The 19,576-nt window shown below is 68.6% G+C and carries 15 protein-coding genes; 6 read left to right on the forward strand and 9 right to left on the reverse strand.

From position 1 onward, the window contains the following. Positions 1-11: 11 nt before the first annotated feature. Genes WEE69_02385 through WEE69_02395 form a run of 3 tightly spaced genes read right to left on the reverse strand, consistent with a single transcriptional unit; the run spans position 12 to position 2,994 of the window. The gene (locus tag WEE69_02385; protein MEX1144138.1) at positions 12-1,046 is read right to left on the reverse strand and encodes an NAD(P)-dependent oxidoreductase; all 1,035 of its coding nucleotides are present in this window, start codon (positions 1,044-1,046) and stop codon (positions 12-14) included. Continuing rightward, positions 1,043-1,795, reverse strand: a complete 753-nt coding sequence (locus WEE69_02390) for a glycosyltransferase family 2 protein (protein MEX1144139.1) — start codon at positions 1,793-1,795, stop codon at positions 1,043-1,045. Before WEE69_02390 ends, WEE69_02385 begins: the two co-directional genes overlap by 4 nt. Then, positions 1,792-2,994 (reverse strand): nucleotide sugar dehydrogenase, encoded by a 1,203-nt coding sequence (locus tag WEE69_02395; GenBank protein ID MEX1144140.1) that lies wholly within the window; start codon positions 2,992-2,994, stop codon positions 1,792-1,794. The genes WEE69_02390 and WEE69_02395 overlap by 4 nt, the downstream gene beginning before the upstream one ends. A 105-nt stretch (positions 2,995-3,099) precedes the next feature. On the opposite strand from WEE69_02395, the gene WEE69_02400 reads away from it, so the two are divergent. Then, positions 3,100-3,789, forward strand: coding sequence for a methyltransferase domain-containing protein (locus WEE69_02400; GenBank protein MEX1144141.1), 690 nt, complete (start codon positions 3,100-3,102; stop codon positions 3,787-3,789). Positions 3,790-3,805: 16 nt separating this feature from the next. Here the strand turns inward: WEE69_02400 and WEE69_02405 are convergent, their stop codons facing one another. The 5 genes from WEE69_02405 to WEE69_02425 are packed head-to-tail and all read right to left on the reverse strand — an operon-like array spanning position 3,806 to position 13,934. Then, on the reverse strand, positions 3,806-5,953 hold the full coding sequence (locus tag WEE69_02405) for an acyltransferase (GenBank protein MEX1144142.1): 2,148 nt from the start codon (positions 5,951-5,953) through the stop codon (positions 3,806-3,808). A 14-nt stretch (positions 5,954-5,967) separates the two neighbouring features. Continuing rightward, positions 5,968-7,266: an acyl-CoA dehydrogenase family protein gene (locus WEE69_02410; GenBank protein MEX1144143.1), complete on the reverse strand. Its 1,299-nt coding sequence runs from the start codon at positions 7,264-7,266 to the stop codon at positions 5,968-5,970. Positions 7,267-7,287: 21 nt separating this feature from the next. Beyond that, entirely contained in the window at positions 7,288-7,461 is a 174-nt protein-coding gene (locus WEE69_02415; protein ID MEX1144144.1) for a hypothetical protein, read from the reverse strand. 12 nt (positions 7,462-7,473) lie between these two features. Beyond that, positions 7,474-10,773 carry a UvrD-helicase domain-containing protein gene (locus WEE69_02420; protein MEX1144145.1) on the reverse strand — a complete coding sequence of 1,100 codons (3,300 nt, stop codon included), beginning with the start codon at positions 10,771-10,773 and terminating at the stop codon, positions 7,474-7,476. Next, positions 10,770-13,934 (reverse strand): PD-(D/E)XK nuclease family protein, encoded by a 3,165-nt coding sequence (locus tag WEE69_02425; protein MEX1144146.1) that lies wholly within the window; start codon positions 13,932-13,934, stop codon positions 10,770-10,772. The genes WEE69_02420 and WEE69_02425 overlap by 4 nt, the downstream gene beginning before the upstream one ends. 168 nt (positions 13,935-14,102) lie before the next feature. On the opposite strand from WEE69_02425, the gene WEE69_02430 reads away from it, so the two are divergent. The 5 genes from WEE69_02430 to WEE69_02450 are packed head-to-tail and all read left to right on the forward strand — an operon-like array spanning position 14,103 to position 18,470. Beyond that, positions 14,103-16,226 carry a transglycosylase domain-containing protein gene (locus tag WEE69_02430; GenBank protein ID MEX1144147.1) on the forward strand — a complete coding sequence of 708 codons (2,124 nt, stop codon included), beginning with the start codon at positions 14,103-14,105 and terminating at the stop codon, positions 16,224-16,226. A gap of 33 nt (positions 16,227-16,259) precedes the next feature. Beyond that, positions 16,260-16,973 (forward strand): C4-type zinc ribbon domain-containing protein, encoded by a 714-nt coding sequence (locus WEE69_02435; GenBank protein ID MEX1144148.1) that lies wholly within the window; start codon positions 16,260-16,262, stop codon positions 16,971-16,973. Then, positions 16,970-17,392 carry a ribonuclease HI family protein gene (locus tag WEE69_02440; GenBank protein MEX1144149.1) on the forward strand — a complete coding sequence of 141 codons (423 nt, stop codon included), beginning with the start codon at positions 16,970-16,972 and terminating at the stop codon, positions 17,390-17,392. Before WEE69_02435 ends, WEE69_02440 begins: the two co-directional genes overlap by 4 nt. A gap of 14 nt (positions 17,393-17,406) precedes the next feature. Next, entirely contained in the window at positions 17,407-17,889 is a 483-nt protein-coding gene (locus WEE69_02445; GenBank protein MEX1144150.1) for a hypothetical protein, read from the forward strand. Next, positions 17,886-18,470 carry a histidine phosphatase family protein gene (locus WEE69_02450; protein ID MEX1144151.1) on the forward strand — a complete coding sequence of 195 codons (585 nt, stop codon included), beginning with the start codon at positions 17,886-17,888 and terminating at the stop codon, positions 18,468-18,470. The genes WEE69_02445 and WEE69_02450 overlap by 4 nt, the downstream gene beginning before the upstream one ends. Here the strand turns inward: WEE69_02450 and wecB are convergent. Continuing rightward, complete coding sequence (gene wecB / locus WEE69_02455; GenBank protein MEX1144152.1) at positions 18,442-19,566, reverse strand: UDP-N-acetylglucosamine 2-epimerase (non-hydrolyzing); 1,125 nt, start codon at positions 19,564-19,566, stop codon at positions 18,442-18,444. The two genes, WEE69_02450 and wecB, sit on opposite strands and share 29 nt — an antisense overlap. Positions 19,567-19,576 lie beyond the last annotated feature (10 nt).

A 19,576-nucleotide genomic window follows, 5' to 3' on the forward strand; every position in this document is an offset into this window, starting at 1 on the left:
GCGCCGTCGACTCAGATCAAGCCGTTGTCGATCGCGTCGACAACCCAGGGCACGACCTCGTCAAGCATCTCGTCGAGCGTCGTCGTTGCCTCGAAGCCGAGCACGCGACGTGCCTTCTCGACCGAAGGGACCCGCTTCTGCACGTCGTACTCGAACGCCCTTCCCGTGACGTACCGAAAGGGGGCGTCGGGACCGCGGAGTCGATGCCAGATGCTCTCCGCGAGCTCCAGCACCGTCGTCGACTGCGCTGTCGAGAGGTTGAAGTCGTCGTTGAGCGCGTCGGGGTGTTCCATCGCGGTGACGGTGCCCTTGGCCAGGTCACCGCCGTAGGTGTAATGACGGATCTGGTTGCCCTCGCCGAGGATGTGGAGCGGGTCCTGGCCCTTGACGATCTTCTGGATGAGGTCCGGCACGACGTGGCTCATGGCGAGCTTGATGTTGCCGCTCAGCACCTCGACGTCGGATCGGGCCCGGATCTCGCCGATGCCCACGCAGTTGAACGGCCGGCAGATCGTGTACGGCAGCTCGTACTGGGTATGGGCAGCTCGCGCGTAGTACTCGACCGCGAGCTTCTGGAAGCCGTACGAGGAGATCGGCGGCGGGATCTCGCGCTCTTGGCCCTCGTACGACGGCCACGAGTCGGCCGACTCGAAGACCATCGACGAGCTCATGTACGTGACCTTGCGAAGGCGTCCTTCCCGATGCGCGACGATCGCGGCGTCGCACGACGAGGCCATGATCCGCTCGTTGGTCGCCAGGAGGTCGTACCCGAACGTGTGAAAGTAGGAGATGCCACCGATGAGCGCGGCCCCGGCGATGAAGTGGTCGCAGTTGCGCAACGTCTCGGTCATCAGCTCGACATCGCGGGCGTCGCCCTCGATCAGCTGGTAGTCGGGATGATCGTCGTAGGACTTCGCGATCTTCCCGTACTTGGAGTGGTTGTCGATGCCGATGACCTGGTAGCCGCGCGCCAGCAGCTCCTCGACGACGTATCCGCCGATGAAGCCGGCTGCACCGGTCACGAGGACCCTCTGGTCGCCGGTCAACGTGCTTCTCCCGTGGCCCTTCGCAGCTGACCGATCGACAGCTTCCGCCCGAACGCGAAGCGGTACCACCGCAAGTAGCGCGGGAGCCATCGCAGCACCTTGAAGTTCGACGTGCCCTTCGCGCGCTCGAGCCAGATCGTGGGGATCTCCGCGGTTCGGAGCCGGAGTCGCCGTGCCTTGGCCACCAGCTCGATCCCGATCTCGAAACCGGTCTCCGACTGGATGCCCACATCGCGTACGAAGTTGGTGGAGTACGCCTTGAACGAGTTCGTCGCGTCGCGCGTGCCGACTCGCGCGAGCCAGTACAGCGTCAGCCCCGCGAAGTTCGACAGGAAGGTCTTGAACGGTGATCCGCCGATCTGCTGGCCACCACTCATGTAGCGAGAAGCCGCGGCGATGACGACACCTCGCTCCACGAGCTTGCACAGTTCGTCGATCTGCTCGGCGTCGTCACTGCCGTCGGCCATCGTCACGACGGCGACTGGCGCGCGCGTCTGGTCTATGCCGCACCGGATGGCGCGCGCCGGCCCAGCCCCGAGCGTGTTCATGACCGGGATGACGCGGGAGTCAGCAGCCGAGTACTTCTCGAGGAACGGGAGTGTGGTGTCGGCATCGTCGTCGTACACGACCAGGATCTCGAACGGCAGCTCGACCCCCTCGACGATGCGGTCGAGGCACCAGATGATGGTCTCGCCTTCGTTCTTGACCGGGATCACCACCGAGACCCGCGGTGTTTCAAGCTCGTTCATACCTGGACGCCGCGGTCTCGCAGGTTCCAGATGTCCACAATCGGGACCTCGGTCTCGATGTCACGGTACGCGCGGTGCGGTGCGCCGATGATGAGGAGATCGGCCTCGCGCAGCACTTCGTCGAGGGGCACGAGCGATGGATCGATGGTCACGTAGGGATCGGTGGTCAGCACGCGTTCGGCCTTGAACCCCAAGATGCGCTTCAGCTTGTAGCTGAGGCTCGACCGAATGTCGTCGGACTCGGCCTTGAACGACATCCCGAGGATGCCGACGGTCATGCTCGCGAGGTCGTACCTGCGCTCGAGCCGGGCCACCACGTAGAGAGGGAGGCCTTCATTGGTGTTGACGCTGGCCTGACCGAGCTGGAAGTTGTTGTTGTTGAACGCCGCGAGCTGCATCGTGTCCTTGAACAGGCAGGGTCCGGCGGCAAATCCGGCGCGTGGCAGGTCTGCGGCCCGGGGGTAGTTGTAGGTGAGGGCCGAGCGGATGCGCTCGTAGTCGAGGCCGAAGTCGTTGGCCATCATGTAGAGCTGGTTGGCGGTGGCGAATTTGATGTACCGCCAGGTGTTCGTGAACAGCTTGGCAAGCTCCGCTTCCTCCGGCTCCAGGTACACCATGTCGTCGGTCAGCACGCGCAGCAGCTTCGTGGCGCGCTCGGAGGCCCGTTCCGTGCGAGCCGCGATGATCTGGGGTAGCTCACAGAGCTCGGTCATCGCCTCACCCTCGGCAATGCGCTCCGGACAGAAGGCGACGTCGACGTCGACCCCGAGGCGTGCGACGAGGTTCTCCACCATCGCGGTGACACCGGGGTACACGGTGCTCCGAAGTACGAGAAGCTGGCCGTCGACCAGGCTCTCGGCGATCTCCGCGATCGCCACCTGCATCGCCTTGAGATCGGGGTTGAGGTGCTCGTCGATCGGGGTGCCGATCACGACCACGACATGCTCCGCGTGGGCAACGAGTGCCGGGTCGGTCGTCGCCCGCAGACGGCCCGCCTCGAGCACGCGTGCGAGCACCTTGACCGCGCCGCGCTCCTCGAAGGGCAGGATCCCGGCGTTGACCTTGTCGACCGCGATCGCGTTGACGTCGAAGAGTGTGACGTCGAGCCCGCGATCTGCGCTTACGAGCGCGAACGGAAGCCCCACGTGACCACAGCCGCCCACCACCGCGACGTCGACCGAGAAGCGCGAACTGCTCATTCCGCCCGCGACTGGTAGTGGACAGAGACCCTTGCCATGGGGCACAAGCGTACGCCGCCGCCGCCGTCCGGCGCCGAAGAGCGGCACCGCCGTAGCATCCAGACGGTGAGTGGGCCCGATACGTCGAGCGACGTTCCCGGCATCGACTACCAACGCCTGTACGCGTATCGGTTCCGGCACGTCGACCAGGGGTCCCGACAGGCCGTGTGGAACGAGCTCGCGCCCACGATCCACCGATGGCTCGGTTCACCGCAGCGAGTGCTCGATCCGGCCGCGGGTCGGGGCGAGTTCATCAACGCAGTCGCGGCGCGCGAGCGTTGGGTCGTCGACAACATCGAGTACGACGAGACGGTACGGGACCCCGGTGTGAAGGTGGTCATCGGCGACGCACGGTTCGTGGATCTGCCCGAGGCGCACTTCGACGGTGTGTTCGTGTCGAACCTGCTCGAGCACCTGCCGACGCAGGACGACGTGGCTCGGTTCCTCCGCCGCATGCGCGGCTGCTTGACGCCGTCGGGTCGCATCGCCGTGATGGGGCCGAACTTCCGTTACTGCTCGCGGGACTACTTCGACTGCGCCGACCACACCCTGGCTCTCACGCACGGTGCCGTCGAAGAGCACCTGTACAGCGCAGGCTTCGAGATCACACGAACGATCCCGCGCTTCATCCCGTACTCGTTCAGGAGCCGCATGCCCCAGTCGCGGCTGCTCGTGCGCGCGTACCTTCGCATGCCGGTCGCCTGGCGACTGCTGGGCAAGCAGTTCCTGGTCCTCGCGGAGAACCCGGCCGCGTAGCTGTTCGGGTGTCGCGCTACGACGCGGGCTTGCCGTTCGAGCTCGCCAACAGCTCGACGATCTGCGATGCCATGGCGGCCGCGACCCGGCGTGCCCCGCCGGCATGGGTGATGGCGCAGTGTGTGCCGTCCCACGCCGGGTCGTCGCAGAAGTGGAAGCCATCGACGTAGCGGACGCCGATGGTGCCGTCGGCAGTGCACCCGGGCTCGCCGCCGGACAGGCAGGGCATCCGCCACTGGTACGCGCCGTTGGCGTCGCGAATGAAGATCCCGGGATCCAGCACGGTGATGTGGTCGGGATCCTCGGCGGCCCAGAGCTGGAACTGAGGGGTCTGCGCGGGCGCGTCGACGGTCACGCCGTTGCCGACCACCTTGTAGACGTTGGGATCGGGCGAGGGCACCACGTTGGGGACGATCGGCGCGAGGTACACCTCGACATCGGCGGCCCTCCAGATGCGGATCGCTTCGCGGACTTGCAGCTCCCAGTCCTTGTTGCACGTGCTGTTGTCGAAGAACCAGTCGAACGCGAACCAGATCGCGACATCGGGACGGGTCGCCGGGTCGTTCACCTGCTCGCGGAGCTTCGGCAGCAACGTGCACGGTGGGGCGGCGCTGTGGGCGACGCTCTCGAACGCGCCACCATGGTCCTCGACGATGGCGGCAAGGCAGGGAACCAGCTCCACGGCAACCGAGTTCCCTGCCAGCTGCACGAGGGGACGCTTTCCCTTCCCGTCGGCCGCGGGCGGTACGCCGGCCTCGACGGGTGGGGGAGTGTCGAGCGGCCCGTCACAGTGCGGTGCTGCCGCATAACCGACGGCGGTCTCCTCGCTCGAGCGCGATGGGTTCACCTTGGGCGGTGCGGCAATGGATGGGAACGCGGCCACGGGGATGGCGAGTAGCACGGCGAGGATGATCGCCGTGAGGACCGGGACGAGGCCGCGTCGGGTGGTCCAACGCGGCCACTGGCCGCGCCGGATGGGCTGCTCGACGAGCCAGTAGCTCGCGAGCGACACCGTGAGCGTGATGACGGCGCGGAGCGAGAAGAGCGCGACGCCGTCGAGTCCGGTTTCGTCCTGGTTCAGCCAGACGACGACGGGCCAATGCCAGAGGTACACGCCGTACGAGATCAGCCCGAGCCCGACCAGGGGTCGGCCTTCGAACACGCGCGCTAACGGGTTCGATCCCGGTTGCGCGGCGGCGACGAGGACGACCGCGATGAGCACGGCGATCGCGCCGTAGCCGCCTTGGTAGATCCAGGTGTCGGTGGTGTCGATGATGGCCATAGCGGTGACGAGCGCCAGTGAGGCGGCGCATCCGGCCACGATCAGCAACGTCCGCGGCGCGCGACGAGCGACCCCGAGCGCGCCGGCCGTCAACGCACCGAGCGCAGCGCCGATCAGAAGAAGGAACGCCCGCGTGTCGGTGCCGTAGTAGACGCGGTCGGGGTCGCGCGCGTCGAAGAGCGCGATCATCTCGAGCAGCGACAACGCGCCAAGCACCACGCACATCACGACGAGGGCACGGCGGAAGCGACGACGCGCGCGAGCCGTTCGTTGCGCCTTGCGGCTCTGCGTGCGCGCCACGAGCGCTCCGATCCCGGCGACTGCCAAAGGCCACAGCAAGTAGAACTGCTCTTCGATCGCGAGGGACCACGTATGGCGCAGCGGGCTCGGCGCCTGCTGGATGAACTGCTCGACGTATGCCTGGCCCGACGCGATGAAGTGCCAGTTGGCGACATAGCCGAGTGCGGCCAGGCCGTCCTCAGCCATGTTGTGCGCGGCGACCTTCGTGGCCACCAGCAGCGCGTAGAAGCCGACCACGGCGAGGACCAGGAACAGCGCCGGGAGCAGCCGCCGGGCCCGGCGAATCCAGAACTGCCGCAGCGAGATGCGGCGAGATCGTTCGAGTTCGTTGACCAGCAGGCTGGTGATCAAGAACCCGCTGAGCACGAAGAAGATGTCGACCCCGAGGAAACCTCCTGGCGCGATCTCGGGGGAGAAGTGAAACAACACCACCGCGAGCACGGCCACGCCGCGCAACCCGTCGAGGGCACGCAAGTGAGCCAACTTGTTGCCATCACCGGCGGCGGGCGAGCCATGCCGAGCGCGCCGAGGAGCGCGTGCCTGCGCTGTTGTCGCGTCCTGAGTCGGTGCGTCGATGGTCACTTCGACAGTAGAGGCTACAGATTGCCCACGTCGTGCTCGAGTAAGTCGGCGAACTTGGCCTGCGCGGCCGCGATCGTGCGCGGGAGATGGCGACTGGGCCACTCGTCAGGTGCGGGTCGGCAGTCCTTGAGGATCTGACGCGCAACCGTCACCTTGTGCACCTCGTTCGGTCCGTCCATCACACCCTGCATGGCCGCGATTTGCCAGAGCCTGCTCAACGGCATCTCGTTCGAGACGCCCAACGCACCGTGCACCTGCACCGCGCGTTGCACCACGTCGTGGAGCACCTTGGCCGCCGTGTACTTCGCCGCGGCAATCTCCTTGCGGGCTCCCGCCGTCGTCTTCTGGTCGATGAGCCACGCCGTGTAGAGCACGAACAGCCGGAACTGCTCGATCTCCGCATACGAGTCGGCGATGTAGCCCTGTACGAACTGCTTGTCACCGAGGATTCCCGTACGGGTCTCGCGACTCAACGCGCGCTCGCAGAGCATGTCGAAGGCCTGCCGGCACTGGGCGACCGTTCGCATCGCGTGGTGGATGCGCCCACCGCCGAGTCGGGTCTGCGCGATCGCAAATCCCTGGCCTTCGCCACCCAAGAGGTTGTCGGCCGGGACGCGCACGTCGTTGTATCGCATGTATGCGTGCATGCCCGTGCCGATGGGCTCGTCTCCGGTGCCGAGGTACCGGACCACGTCGAGTCCGGGTGTGTCGGTGGGCACCAGAAACATCGACGAGCCCTGGTACACGGGCACGTCGGGGTCGGTGATCACCATCACGATGACGAAGGCGGCCGACGAGAAGTTCGACGAGAAGAACTTCTCCCCGGTGATGACCCACTCGTCGCCGTCGCGCACGGCACGCGTCCGGAACAACGACGGATCCGAGCCACCCTGCGGCTCGGTCATCGAGTAACAGGAGAAGATCTCGCCGTCGAGCAGCGGCTGGAGATACCGCCGCTTCTGATCGTCGGTGCCGTAGTGGGCGATGATCTCGGCGTTGCCCGTGTCGGGCGCTTGGGTGCCGAACACGATCGGTGCCCACGAAGATCGCCCGAGGATCTCGTTCATCAACCCGAGCTTGAGCTGGCCGAAGCCCTGGCCGCCCAGCTCAGGGCCGAGGTGACAGGCCCACAACCCACGCGCCCGGACCTGGTCCTTGAGTGGGTCGACGATCATGCGGAGCCGCGCGTCGAGGGGCACGTACGCGAGGTCACCCCAGAGCGCGTCCAACGGTTCGATCTCGGCCCGCACGAACGAGTCCATCCATTCGAGCTCGGCCTGGAACGCCGGATCGGTCGAGAAGTCCCACGCCACGGCGGCGCAGGCTAGTGGCGACTACCCGAGGCGGTACGGCTTGCCGACGGCCCGGATGGGCTCGAGCGGCGGCACGGAACCCACCGGCACGGCGTACGCCGCTCCGTCGTCAGCCTCGTCGCCGACGCCACCCGCGATCGAGCACAGGTGACACATCCAGACTCGGAGGTCCGAGAGGGCTCTGGTGTAGTGCACGTGGGTTCATCGTCAAATTGCGGCCTCGGGTTGAGGCCCCAGGACCTGGGCCCGGACGGCCGCTACGGCCGATCGCAAGTCGGGCACCTCCCGTTCCACAGCGCCCCCCGACCGGGCGAACACGAACACGCACCGATTGACCGGTCGCCCCAGCACCGCCTCGAGCGCCAGCGCATACGCCGCCCCTTGCGGGGAGTAGCGCGCAAGGGCGGTGTCAAGCGCCTCTTCCGACGGCGCCCGGTCGGTCTTGTAGTCGACCACCGTGAAGCCGTCGGCGTCCTCGATGAGGAGGTCGATGAAGCCCTCGACGAGCGTTCCGGCAACCGGCGCCGCGACCGGCACCTCCCGCCAGCAGCGCGCACCAGCGACGGTCGCTGTTCGCACGGTGGACGAAGCGAGGACGCTCTCGACGAGCGCGCGGATCTCGCTTTCCCGCCCCGGGATGGCCTCCGCCAGTGCTTGGGCGCGGGCGGTGGCGTCCAGCCCGTCGCCCGTCGCGAGGTCGACGGTCTGGAGCACGGCGTGCACGGCGCGCCCGAGCGCGGTGCCGGCGCGCCCACGGCGCCACGGTGGTGTCTCCGTCGCGTCGGTCTCACCCTTCTCGAGCCCGGGCTCCCGCGCGTCGGCGGCCACGCGAGCCAGCGTGGTCGCGGCGACCACTGGCGCGCGGCGGTTCGTCGCGATCTGCTCGTGGCGGGCTGCGATCCACGAGGCTCGGTCGGTGCGGACAACGTCGTGCTCGTCGTCCTGCGCCGAGTCGCGCGTGACGCGACCCGCCGCGCTCCCCGTGAGCTCCGGACGCGAGCTGGCGGCGACGGCGAGATGGTTGCCGAGGCATGTGTCACCTTCGCGTCGGTGCATGCTGATCACGAGGTGGTCCTCGGCGCGGGTCAGCGCGACGTAGAGGAGACGGATCTGCTCGGCGCGCCATGCCTCGACCTCGCGCTGCTTGAGTGCCTCGAACCCTGGGCTCACATACGCAACCGCCTGGCGCCCGACCTGCATCTCGGGGCCGTCGTCTCCGAAGAGCACGACGCCAGGCCGGGCTTGCTCGATGAGGCCCAGCCCAGTGAGCAGAACGACGGGGAACTCCAAGCCCTTGGCACCGTGAACGGTGAGCACGCGGACCGCGTCGTCGTCGGGCTCAGGCACGATCACCTCGACGGCGCGTGCCTCCTCGTCGGCCTGCCGCTGTGCCCACTGCACGAAGCCGCGCAGGCTTGTGCCGCCCCGGTCGGCGTACGCCCGTGCCGCGTCGGCCACGAAGCGCAATCGGCGCCAGTGATCGCGCGGCCGTCGACGCTCGACCGCGAGCTCAAGCAGCCGCCGTTCACGGATCACGCGTTCGACGAGCTCGCTCACGCCGTCCCACCACCGTCGTTCGTGCAGGGCGAGGAGCGCACCCAGACCGTCGACGACCGCATGATCGGGCGGGAGCGCTGGTGGGGGAGAAACCCGGTAGTCCCAGGAACCGCCGGCGCGCGCGAACTCGACGAGCTCGGTGTCGGTGCACGCGAAGCCCGGTGACCGGAGTGCGGCGACGATCGCCACCTCATCGACCGGGTCGTCGGCGGCCTGGAGCACATGGAGCAGCTCTTCGACCTCGGCGGTGGCGAAGACGAGCGACTGGCTCTCGATGCGTGTGGGCACGTCGGCCTCGTCGAGTGCCTCTTCGAGGTAGGAGAGCGTTGCCCGCGTGGGGAGCAAGATCGCGATGTCGGCGAAATGGGCGTCGCGAGTGCCGCCGTCGACGGCTCGGTCCCGCACCTGCCAGCGCTCGTCTCGCACCCGACGCACGATCGCGGCGAGCTCGCGCGCTTCGGTGCGGCGCAGCTGGTCCAGATCGGTGCCCTTGGGTGCGGCGGTGCCGAACGTCCGCACCGGCTCGGGTGTCGCAGCGCACGGATCGCGGTCGGGGATGAGGGGGTGGTAGAGCGCTTGCAAGGGTGTGTCGTCGCTCATCAACGGCTCGAACACCTCGTTGACGAACGCGACGATCCCCGGACGGGCGCGAAAGCTGGTGGTGAGCGCGCGCCGTGTGCCCTCGCGGTCGCCGAGGACCTCGCCGACCAAGCGGTACAGCTCGATGTCGGCGCGGCGGAACCGGTAGATCGACTGTTTCGGGTCGCCAACGACGAAGATCCGACCGGGGACGACGCTGCAGTCCGACCACGGTTTCGATCCGGAATCCGCGTCGGGGGACGCGATGAGGACCGCGAGCTCGATCTGGAGCGGGTCGGTGTCTTGGAACTCGTCGAGGAGCAGGTGCTCGTACCGCTCGTGCAGCCGAGCGCGCGCTACGGGTGACGAGCGCAGCAGCTCGACCGACATCACCAGCAGGTCGTGGAAGTCGATGCGGCCGTCGCGCCGCCGCTCCTCGACCGAGTCACGTACGTGCTGTGCCACCGCGCCGAGCAACGTTCGCACGGCCGGGCCGCGCACGCGGTCGATCGCGGCGATGCGCGCGTGCTCTGCCTCGTTGAGACACGCGACCACTTCGTCCTTGGCGCCGTGCCAGCTGTCCTTCTTGCCGCGGTTGCCGCTCGTCAGCTTCTTGGGCATGAGCAGCTCGAGGGCTTCGAGCTCGTCGAGCGCAGCCTCGACCTGGTGGGCGCGGGCTTCGACTTCGCGGAGGAACGTGAGCAGGGTGTCGCCCTCGATGCCACACTTCGACGCCAAAGCGGTTGCGGCGCGCATGCGCTCGAGCACGGGCGCCGGGTCGAACGTCGGCACCGGCTCTGGCGCCGGCGCCCACTCGCGAGCCAAGTCCCAGCTCGAGCCGAGCGTCCGCGCGATGCCCTCGAACGGCCGCAGCCCGATCTCGAGGACGGTGACAGTCGCGATCGCGGTCGCGGTGGCGTCGTCGGCGAACAGTCGGTCGAGGAAGCGAGCCCAACGTTCGGTGAAGGCGACGTCGGACTCGATCTCGTCGAGCACCTCGAACCCCGGCGGTAGACCCGCCTCCACCGGGAACTCGGCGAGCGTGCGCTGCGCAAACCCGTGCAGCGTGCCGATCGCTGCGTCGTCGATCGCGGCCAATGCGGCCTCGCAGCGCGTGCGTCGCTCGGCATCGGCGCTCGCGATCGCCTCTCGGGCGAGCTGCTCGCGGACCCGCTCACGGAGCTCGGCCGCGGCGGCCTCGGTGAACGTGATGACGGCGAGGCGCCGGATGTCGGTGCCCCGAGCTACGAGGCCGACCACGCGTCCGACGAGCTCGTGCGTCTTGCCCGTGCCGGCGCCGGCTTCCACGAACAGGTTCTCGCCAAGACTTGAGGCGATGTCATGGCGCGCGTCGAGGTCGGCAGCGCTCACGAGGGGTCCTCCGCGACTTCGTCGTCATCGGACGGCTCGCGAAGCGAGAGGATGCCGTCGAGTGCCGGATCTTCGCGGCGGCGCTCGAAGCGCCGGACCCGATCTCGCGGGCACAACCGGTCGTAGTCGCAATACCGGCAGCTGTCGGGACCGAACATGTAGTTGTCGACACCGGGGTAGGCGGGGAAATGCCCTTCCGTGATCTCCTCGGCGACGAGGTCGAGGACGAAGCGCACCCGCTCCTCCGCATCGGCGTCGAGCTCGAAGCCCTGAACCGCTGCGTCTCCGGCGCTGCGCGTGAACCAGTAGGACGCTCGCACGGGTCGATCGGGCTCGCCCTCACGTACTGCGAGCGCGTAGAGCGCGAGCTGGAGGCGCGTTCCTCCGTCGACAGGATCCGCGAGCAGATCGTCGGAGGTGATATTGGCGTTCCCGGTCTTGTAGTCGAACACTTCGAGGTGACCGTCTCGGTCGCGGTCGACGCGGTCGATGCGACCCCGGAACGCGACCGACACGCCGGTTGACAGCTCGAAGCGCACGGGGGGCAGCTCGTCGTCCGGGTTGCCGAAACCCAGCTCCATCGCGTGTGGCACGAGACCACGACTGGCCCGAACCGACTCGTCGGTGTCGAGCACACGGTCGAGCTCCCGCAGGATCCGTGAACGGTCGAGGGTCCACAAGACCGGCCGACCGGTCAGCCCCAAGCGCTCGAAGCTGTCACACACGGCCTCGGCCATCGCGCGCAGCTCGGCCCGCTCCGAGGGCGACCACGGCTGTTCCGGTGACTCACGAGGATGTGCCGTGAGGAACACCTCGAGCACCTCGTGGATGAGCGTGCCGCGGTGGCGCGGCGAGATCCGGTCGCGTGCCTCGGGTCGCTCGAGCGCCTCCACTCGGAGCACGCGACCGAGGAGATACCGGAACGGGCAACGAGCCCAGGTCTCGAGCGCGGTCGGCGAAAGCACGGCATCTTCACCGGGCACCTTGACGAAGCGCGTGTCGACGACCCCATCCCAAGTGTCGAGATGGCGACTCGTGCGCGCCCGCACGCAGCGGAGACCGGCCCCGAGCCGGGGCTCGGCGCGGACCAGCGGGTGACGCAGGCGCGACCCGTTGGTGCGCAGGAGCGACTGGACGTCGTGCTCCTGGAGCGAGGCGGGGGTCGCCGTGGCGCGCACCGCGTCGTCGAACGACGCGACGATGCGCAGCCATCCGGCTCCGATGGCTTCACTCGCCGCTTCCGTGGCTGGCTCGAGCTCGTGCGCGGCGACGAGGCGGTCTGCGTGGGCCGCGGCGGTCTCGAGGAGCCATGCGGCTGGGCGCACGGCTCGTTGCGCCCGGGTGTCGGCGCGGGCGTACGAGAGGGCACGCCAGGCGCCGCTCGCCAGCGCGGCGAGGAACGCCGCGCGTTCCTGCAACCGTCGCTCTGGGCGGCGCGCCAACGCGCTGTCGACGCGATCGCGCTCCGCATCCGGGAGCACCGGGTCGTCGCGCGCTGGAGGTGGGAATGTGCCCTCGCTCATGCCCACGACGAAGAGCGCGGCGTAATCGGTGCCCAGCACCGCTCCGACCGGCGCGATCAGCACGCCGTCGCCGAACGTACCGGTGTGTCCGACGCTCACGTCCAGCTCCTCTTCGAGGGCCGCACGCAACGCGGCCGCGGATGCCGGAGCATCGAGCGCGTCGAGTCCGGCGAGACCCTCGACGACGGCGCGCACGCGATCAAGCGCAACCTGCTCCGCATCGGGCGCGGCTGCGGGCAACGTGCGACCCACGTAACGCTCGAGCAGCTGCACGGCCCAGTCGGAGAGCGCGCGCCAGTCGGCACCACCAGGCGGCGTGAGCTGAGCCGCGAGGTCGGTGACGAACGCCGTCAGCCGCTCGCAATCGTCGAGCACCCGGTCGGGTGCATCGATGGCGAAGAGCGCGCCGTCGGCTTGCGCGCGGCGCTCCAGCAGGGCGCGTCGATCGGCCGCGTGACGCTCGAGCCGCAGCCGCCATTCGTCGAGCCCGCCCACGATGTTGGCCGCGCACGACAGCCGGTCCCAGCGGGGGCCGGGAACCCGCTTCCCGCCCGCGCGCTCGATGAGCGGAGCGCTCGTGAGCACCTCCATCACGGCGTCGCGACGAAATCCCGTGCCTTCGAGCATGAGGAGACCAAGCAGCGCGCGCCCGGCCGCGGTGTCGCGCAGACGCCGCGGTGATGGACCGTGCGCGGGGATGCCCGCGGCGTCGAAGTGCTCGTGGAGCAGCCGGGCGTAGGGCTCGGACAGCCGGTACGTGACGGCCATGCGGTGCAGTGGCGTACCGGCCTCGACGCGCGCGAGGACGTCTCGCACCACGGTCCGGACTTCTTCATCCGCATCGGGGCACGACACCACGACGGACCCGAACGGTGGGTGCATCGGCGGCCCGCTCGGCGGCGGTTGCGGCGGTCCGAGCGCGGGCGTAAGGCGTGCTGCGAGCGCATGCGTGCCGGCGTCGACGACAGGATCGCCGGTGAAGCCGAGCACGGCGCGTGCACGGCCGCGCTCGCCGAATGCGGCTACGAACGCCACGCCCGCGGGGCTGAGCGCCTGCGGGAGATGCAGCACGAGCGTGCCGATGTCGGTGAGCCCCCGCCCATCGGATGCGACCACGGCGGTTGCTGCCGCGAGCTGGTCTTCGTCGTCGTAGTAGTCACGGGTGAGATCGCGCACTCGCCGGTAGAGGCGCACAACGGTGGGGGCTCTACCGCCGCCGGTGGCGAGCCGGGAGAGCGCGTCGTCGTCCAGCTCGCGGAGCTCGGCGAACGTCGACGCGAGGCTGCGCACGGTCGCTGGGTGGCGAGCCACTGGGCCGAAGTCGCCGGGGTCCTCGGCCAGCGCGGTGCGGATCGCGCCGAGGGCAAGCGCCGGGGTGAGCGGTCGCCGATTCGGCTCCGCGAGGAAGGGCGCGCCCAGGAGCTCGGCAACCCGGGCCAGGGCGAGGAAGCGCACGTTCACGAACCCGCGCTGCGCCCCCAGGCCGCGTCGTAGCGACAGCGCGGCATAGGTGGACGGGACGGCGACCGTGACCGGGGCGAGCGGATCATCGCTCTGGAGCTCGGCAACAACGACGGCCAACGCCTCGCGCGCGGCCAAACCATGAGGTACGAGCAGGAGGCCACCGGAGCCCGACACGCACCGGAGGCTACCGACGAGGTGTGACAGCCTTCTTCGCTCGCTTTCTGCGGCCGGGGATACCCCGGCCGCGGGCGTTCGCTCGCTGGCGAGCGCCCCCGCTCCGCTGCGGCGCCGCGCTTCCGGACGATGGGCCCCGACTCGGGAACCCCTCTCTTGTATGCCACCATGGAGGGCCTCATGCGTCGCCTGCCCCAAGCCCTTCGCGCCTTCTTCATCACCGTCGTCATCGGTGGTGTGTCCGTCGGTGCGTGCCTCGCGGCGCTGATCCCGGGGGCCGATCTGCTCGGGGGCGCCAGCTTCTACGAGTCCACGAAGATCGGGGAGCTGTCCGACCTTGCCCAGCGCTCCACGATCTACGACGCCGACAACCGGGTGCTCGCCGTGCTCGGTCTCGAGAACCGTGAGCCGGTCGACCTCGACGCGGTCCCCGAGGTCCTGCAGAACGCGGTGGTCGCGGGGGAGGACAAGACGTTCTGGCGGAACAACGGCGTCGACCTCAACGGCACCCTGCGCGCCTTCATCAAGAACCTCACCGAGGGCGGAATCGTGCAAGGTGGCTCCACGATCAGCCAGCAGCTCGTGAAGAACCGGATCCTGTCCAACAAGCGAGATATCAACCGCAAGATCCGCGAGATCATCCTCGCCCTCCAGCTCAACGAGAAGTTCTCGAAGCGCGAGATCCTCGAGCAGTACCTCAACACCGTCTACTTCGGGCAAGGCTCGTACGGCGTGAAGTCGGCCGTCGAGCGCTTCTTCCTCAACGCGTCGCCCTTCGGCCCCGTGTCGTCCACCGATCTGGCGAACGTCAGCATCGGCCAGGCCGCGTTGCTCGCCGGGCTCATCTCGAACCCCGAGGGCAACAACCCGTTCTTGTACCCCGAGCGGGCGAAGCTGCGGCGCGAGCTGGCGCTCGAGAACATGGTCGAGGAGGAGTACATCACCCAGGCGCAGGCCGACGCTGCGAACCTCGAGCCGCTGCCGAACCCAGCCCTCAAGCCGCCGCCCGAGCTGCGACCGCGCACCTCGTGGGGTGAGGAGGTGCAAGACCGACTCTTCACCGACCCGATTTTCGAAGTGCTCGGCTCCACGCCAAAGGAACGCAGGCAGAAGGTGCTCACGGGTGGGCTGAAGATCTACGCGACGTTGGACCCGAAGCTCCAGGCCGACGCGCAGAACGCGGTCGACTCGATCCTCCCGACCGGGGCCGACGGCTTCACTGCCTCCCTGGTGTCGATCGACCCGCGCAACGGCTACGTGAAGGCGATGGTGGCCGGCCCGGGCTTCGAGAACAGCGAGTACAACATCGCGACCAGCTACCCGGGTCGTCAGTCGGGGTCGACGTGGAAGGTCATCACGCTCGCTGCCGGGCTCGAGTCTGGTTTCTCACCCGCCGACATCGTCAACGGGGCTTCGCCGTGCGAGTTCAAGCAGTACGGCCGCACGATCAACGCTGAGGGCGGTGGCGGTGGCCCGATGACGATGCGCGCTGCGACCGCGAGTTCCGTGAACTGCGCGTTCGCCCGGATGGAGCTGGCGGCCGGCTTCCAGAGGGTGATGGACACCGCGCAGAAGATGGGGATCACGCAAAACACGCTCAAGCCGATCCTCACGCTCACGTTGGGCACGATCGAGACGACCGCACTCGAGATGGCCACGGTCACGGCGACGATCGCCAGCGGCGGCATCCACCGCACGCCCACGTTCGTGAGCAAGATCGTGGCGCCCGACGGCGAAGTGGTGTTCGACGCCAAGAACCTCGTGTCCTCCCGTGCCATCTCGGCCAACGCCGCGGCGTGCGAGACCGACCTCATGCGCGGCGTGGTCAGCGGTGGCACCGGTACCGCGGCCCGCCTGAACGACCGCCCCACGGCCGGCAAGACCGGCACCACCGACAATTTGGCCGACGCCAACTTCCTCGGCTTCACGCCGCAACTCGCCACGTTCATCTGGCACGGCAGCCCGCTCGCCCGCATCCCTGGTGCCGGTTTCGGAGGTGGCATCCCGGCGCGGATCTTCAAGCGGTACATGGATGCCGCGCTGACCGGTGAGCCGGTGCTCCAGTTCCCCCCGCCCGGCCCGTTCTGCGCGCGCTCGGCCGCGTTCATCACCGAGAACGGCCGCGTGGCCACGTTCAACGGACTCTTCCCCGGCCAGAGCACGATCCCGACGCAGATCCCACCCACCGTCATCATCAACACGTTGCCGACGCTCCCGCCGACGACGTCGACCACTGCACCGAAGTGTGTTCCACCGGACTCCGATCCCAGCGATCCGGACTGCGATCCGTGACCCGTCGCCGTCGGCGCGCATAGCGTCGGCACGGTGACGTCGCTCGAACCCCTGCTCGATCTCCAGGAGCGCGACCTCGCGCTCGATCGACTCCGTCACCGGCGCGACACGCTGCCCGAACGCGCCGCGCTGGCCGCGGCCGAGGCCGAGGTCGCTGCGCTCCAGGCCCAGCTCGACCGCGCTCGTGCGGCGCGCGACGAAGTGCTCGCGGAGGAGCGTCGCCTCGACCAAGAAGCCCAGTCCTTCGCCACACAAGCCGAAGACCACGAACGACGCCTCTATTCAGGCGAGATCTCGTCCCCTCGCGACCTCCAGGCGCTCCAGTCCGACGTGCAGGGGCTTCGTCGCCGTCAGCAGGAGACCGAAGACCTTCAGCTCGCGACAATGGAGCGTCGCGAGCCGCTCGACGGCGAAGTCGCACGCCTCGAGCAAGAGATCGAGCGCACCGAGGGTGCGGTGATTGCCGCGCTGGACGCACTTTCAGCGGCCGAGGCCGAGATCGACGGCGAGGCGACGGGGGAGCGCGGCGCACGCGATGCGCTGGCCGCCGGCGTCGACAACGACCTGCTCGCTGACTACGAGCAGCGCCGGGCAAAGGCCAACGGCGTTGGTGCGGCCCGGCTCGTCGGCAACACGTGCCAGGCCTGCCACCTCACGATCCCCGCGACCGAAGTCGAGCGGATCCGCAAAGCGCCAGCCGGAACGGTCACCTATTGCGACAACTGCGGCTCGATCCTGATCCCGTGACCCGTCGCGACGCGATCCAGATCTACAGTGACGGCGGGGCGCGCGGAAATCCGGGGCCAGCCGCGATCGGCGCGGTCGTGCTCGACGGGGATACGGACCCGCCGACGCGCCTCGCGTCCGTGAGCGAACGCATCGGTGTGGCGACCAGCAACGTGGCCGAGTACCGCGCAATCATCGCCGGGCTCGAGGCGGCTCAGGCGTTCCCCGCACGCGCCGTTCGCGTACGGGCCGATTCGTTGCTCGTGATCCGCCAGCTCGAGGGCAAGTGGAAGGTGAAGACAGCGCACCTTCGCCCGCTTCACGCGCAAGCGCTGGCCCTGCTGGCCGAGTACGACGAGGTCGACCTCGCGCACGTGCCGCGAGAGGAGAACACCGACGCCGACCTGCTCGTGAACGCCGCGCTCGACGCCGCGGACTGATCGGGGAGAGCGAAATGCTCCTCTGGTACGTGGGCGTCTCGGTGCTGCTCGTCGCCAACATCTTTCGCAGCAGCGGGATCGACTACCGCCTCGTCGCGCTCGGCGCGTTGCTGCCATTGGTCGTCGACCTGCCGGTCGGGCATCTGGCGTTCGGACACACGCTCGTCTTCCCTGTTGCGCTGTTGGCCATCGTGATGGTTGGCACGATCGGTCGCTCGCGCCTGGTGCGCCGCCGCCTCCTGTGTGTGCCGATCGGCATCTTCTGCGGGTTGGTCCTCTCGGGCGCGTTCACCGCCGACGACGTGTTCTGGTGGCCCGGCTTCGGCACCAACTTTGGTGCCGAGTCGTTGCTCCCGGCGTGGTGGGCGGTGGTGCTCGAGGAGCTGATCGGGCTGTTTGCGCTGTGGTGGGTCGTCGGTCAGTTCGACTTGTTTCGGCCCGGCCCGCGTGCGGAGTTCGCGCGCAGCGGCCGGCTGCGCGAGAGCCGCGAGCCGTGATCGCGTTCGTACGCCACGGCGAGACGGCCACGAATCGCGCCGGTCGTCTTCTCGGGCGGGCTGACCCTCCGCTCACCGAGACTGGTCGCGCCCAGGCGTCCGCGCTCGGGACTGGCTTCGCTGCTGGGTCGCCGCCGATTGCGGTGCTCACGAGCCCGCTTCGTCGCGCCGTCGAGACCGCCACGGCCATCGCCGAACCCTTCGGCCTCGAGATCGAGCATGACGAGCGACTCATCGAGATCGACTACGGCGAGTGGGACGAGCGGGGCTTCGACGATGTGCCCGCAGACGAGATGCGCAGGTGGCGCGCCGACCCGTCGTTCGCGCCGCCGGGTGGTGAGAGCCTGACCTCGGTGCTGGCGCGCGCGGGAACGTGCGCCGAAGCGCTGCTGGAACGCGCGGGCGACGGCCTGGTCGTCGCGGTGAGTCACGTGTCACCCATCAAAGCCGCGGTGGCATGGGCACTCGGCGTCGGCCCGGAGATCGCATGGCGAATGCGGCTCGACCTGGCCTCTATCACGCGCATCGGCCCCGGTCCGAGCATCCTCTCCTTCAACGAGACCAGATTTGCGCGCGACTGATGAGCGCGTCGACGATTCGCGTCGAGGCATTGCCGTCGCCGAACGGCGTCTCCGCCGCGAGCTGACCCGTGGTTGGCGCGGCGGCGAGCTTCGCGATCGCGCGCTCGACGATCAACGCGGTGTCGGTGCCGACCAGCTCGAGACTTCCGGACTCCACGCCTTCGAGACGCTCGGTCTCCTCCCGCAGCACCAACGTGGGGATGCCGAGCGCGCACGCCTCTTCCTGGACACCGCCCGAGTCGGTGAGCACGAGATCGCTCGCAGCCAAAGCGTGCACCATCGATACATAGTCGAGTGGGTCAACGAGCGTCACGTTCGGAACGGCGGCGAGCACACGACGAACCGTGTCGCCAACGATTGGGTTCGGGTGGACGGGCAGCAGTACGGCGACGTCGTCGCCTCCCGATTCAGCGATCGTGCGCACCGCTTCGCACATTCGCTGCAAGGGATCGCCGAAGCTCTCGCGCCGGTGCATCGTCACCAGCACCTGTCGGTGACCGGCGGCGGTGCTCCGCTCAGGTCGTTGGTGGTGCTCGAGCACGAAACGCACCGCGTCGACAACCGGATTCCCTGTCACGACGATGTCGGCGTCGTTCACGTTCTCATGGAGCAATGCGCCGCGTGCTCGTTCCGTGGGCGCGAAGTGCAGATCGGCGACCGTCGTGATGACGCGTCGGCTGAGCTCCTCGGGATACGGTCGCCACTTGTGGGTGGTGCGCAGCCCGGCTTCGACGTGGGCAACCCTCACCCCGCAGTAGAACGCGGCGAGCGCCGCCGCCGCTGCGCTCACCGTGTCGCCCTGCACCACGACCCAAGTGGGCTCATCGGCCATGAGCACGGCAGGGAGGCGTTCGAGCACAGCTGCGGCGACGCTCGCCGGGTGCTGGTCTGGGCGCATGACGTCGAGATCATGATCGGGCACGATGCCGAATGGTCGGAGCCCTTCGTCCAACAGTTCGCGGTGCTGCGCGGTAGCGCAGACGCGCACTTCGATGTCGTCGCTCTCCTCGTGACGTTGTTGGAGCGCCCGCACGACGGGTCCGAGCTTGATCGCTTCGGGTCGCGTGCCCAGCACACACAGCGCTCGAACCCGCACGACTGTTGAC

The organism is Acidimicrobiia bacterium, from assembly GCA_040881685.1.
In the GTDB taxonomy this organism is placed as follows: domain Bacteria; phylum Actinomycetota; class Acidimicrobiia; order IMCC26256; family PALSA-555; genus SHVJ01.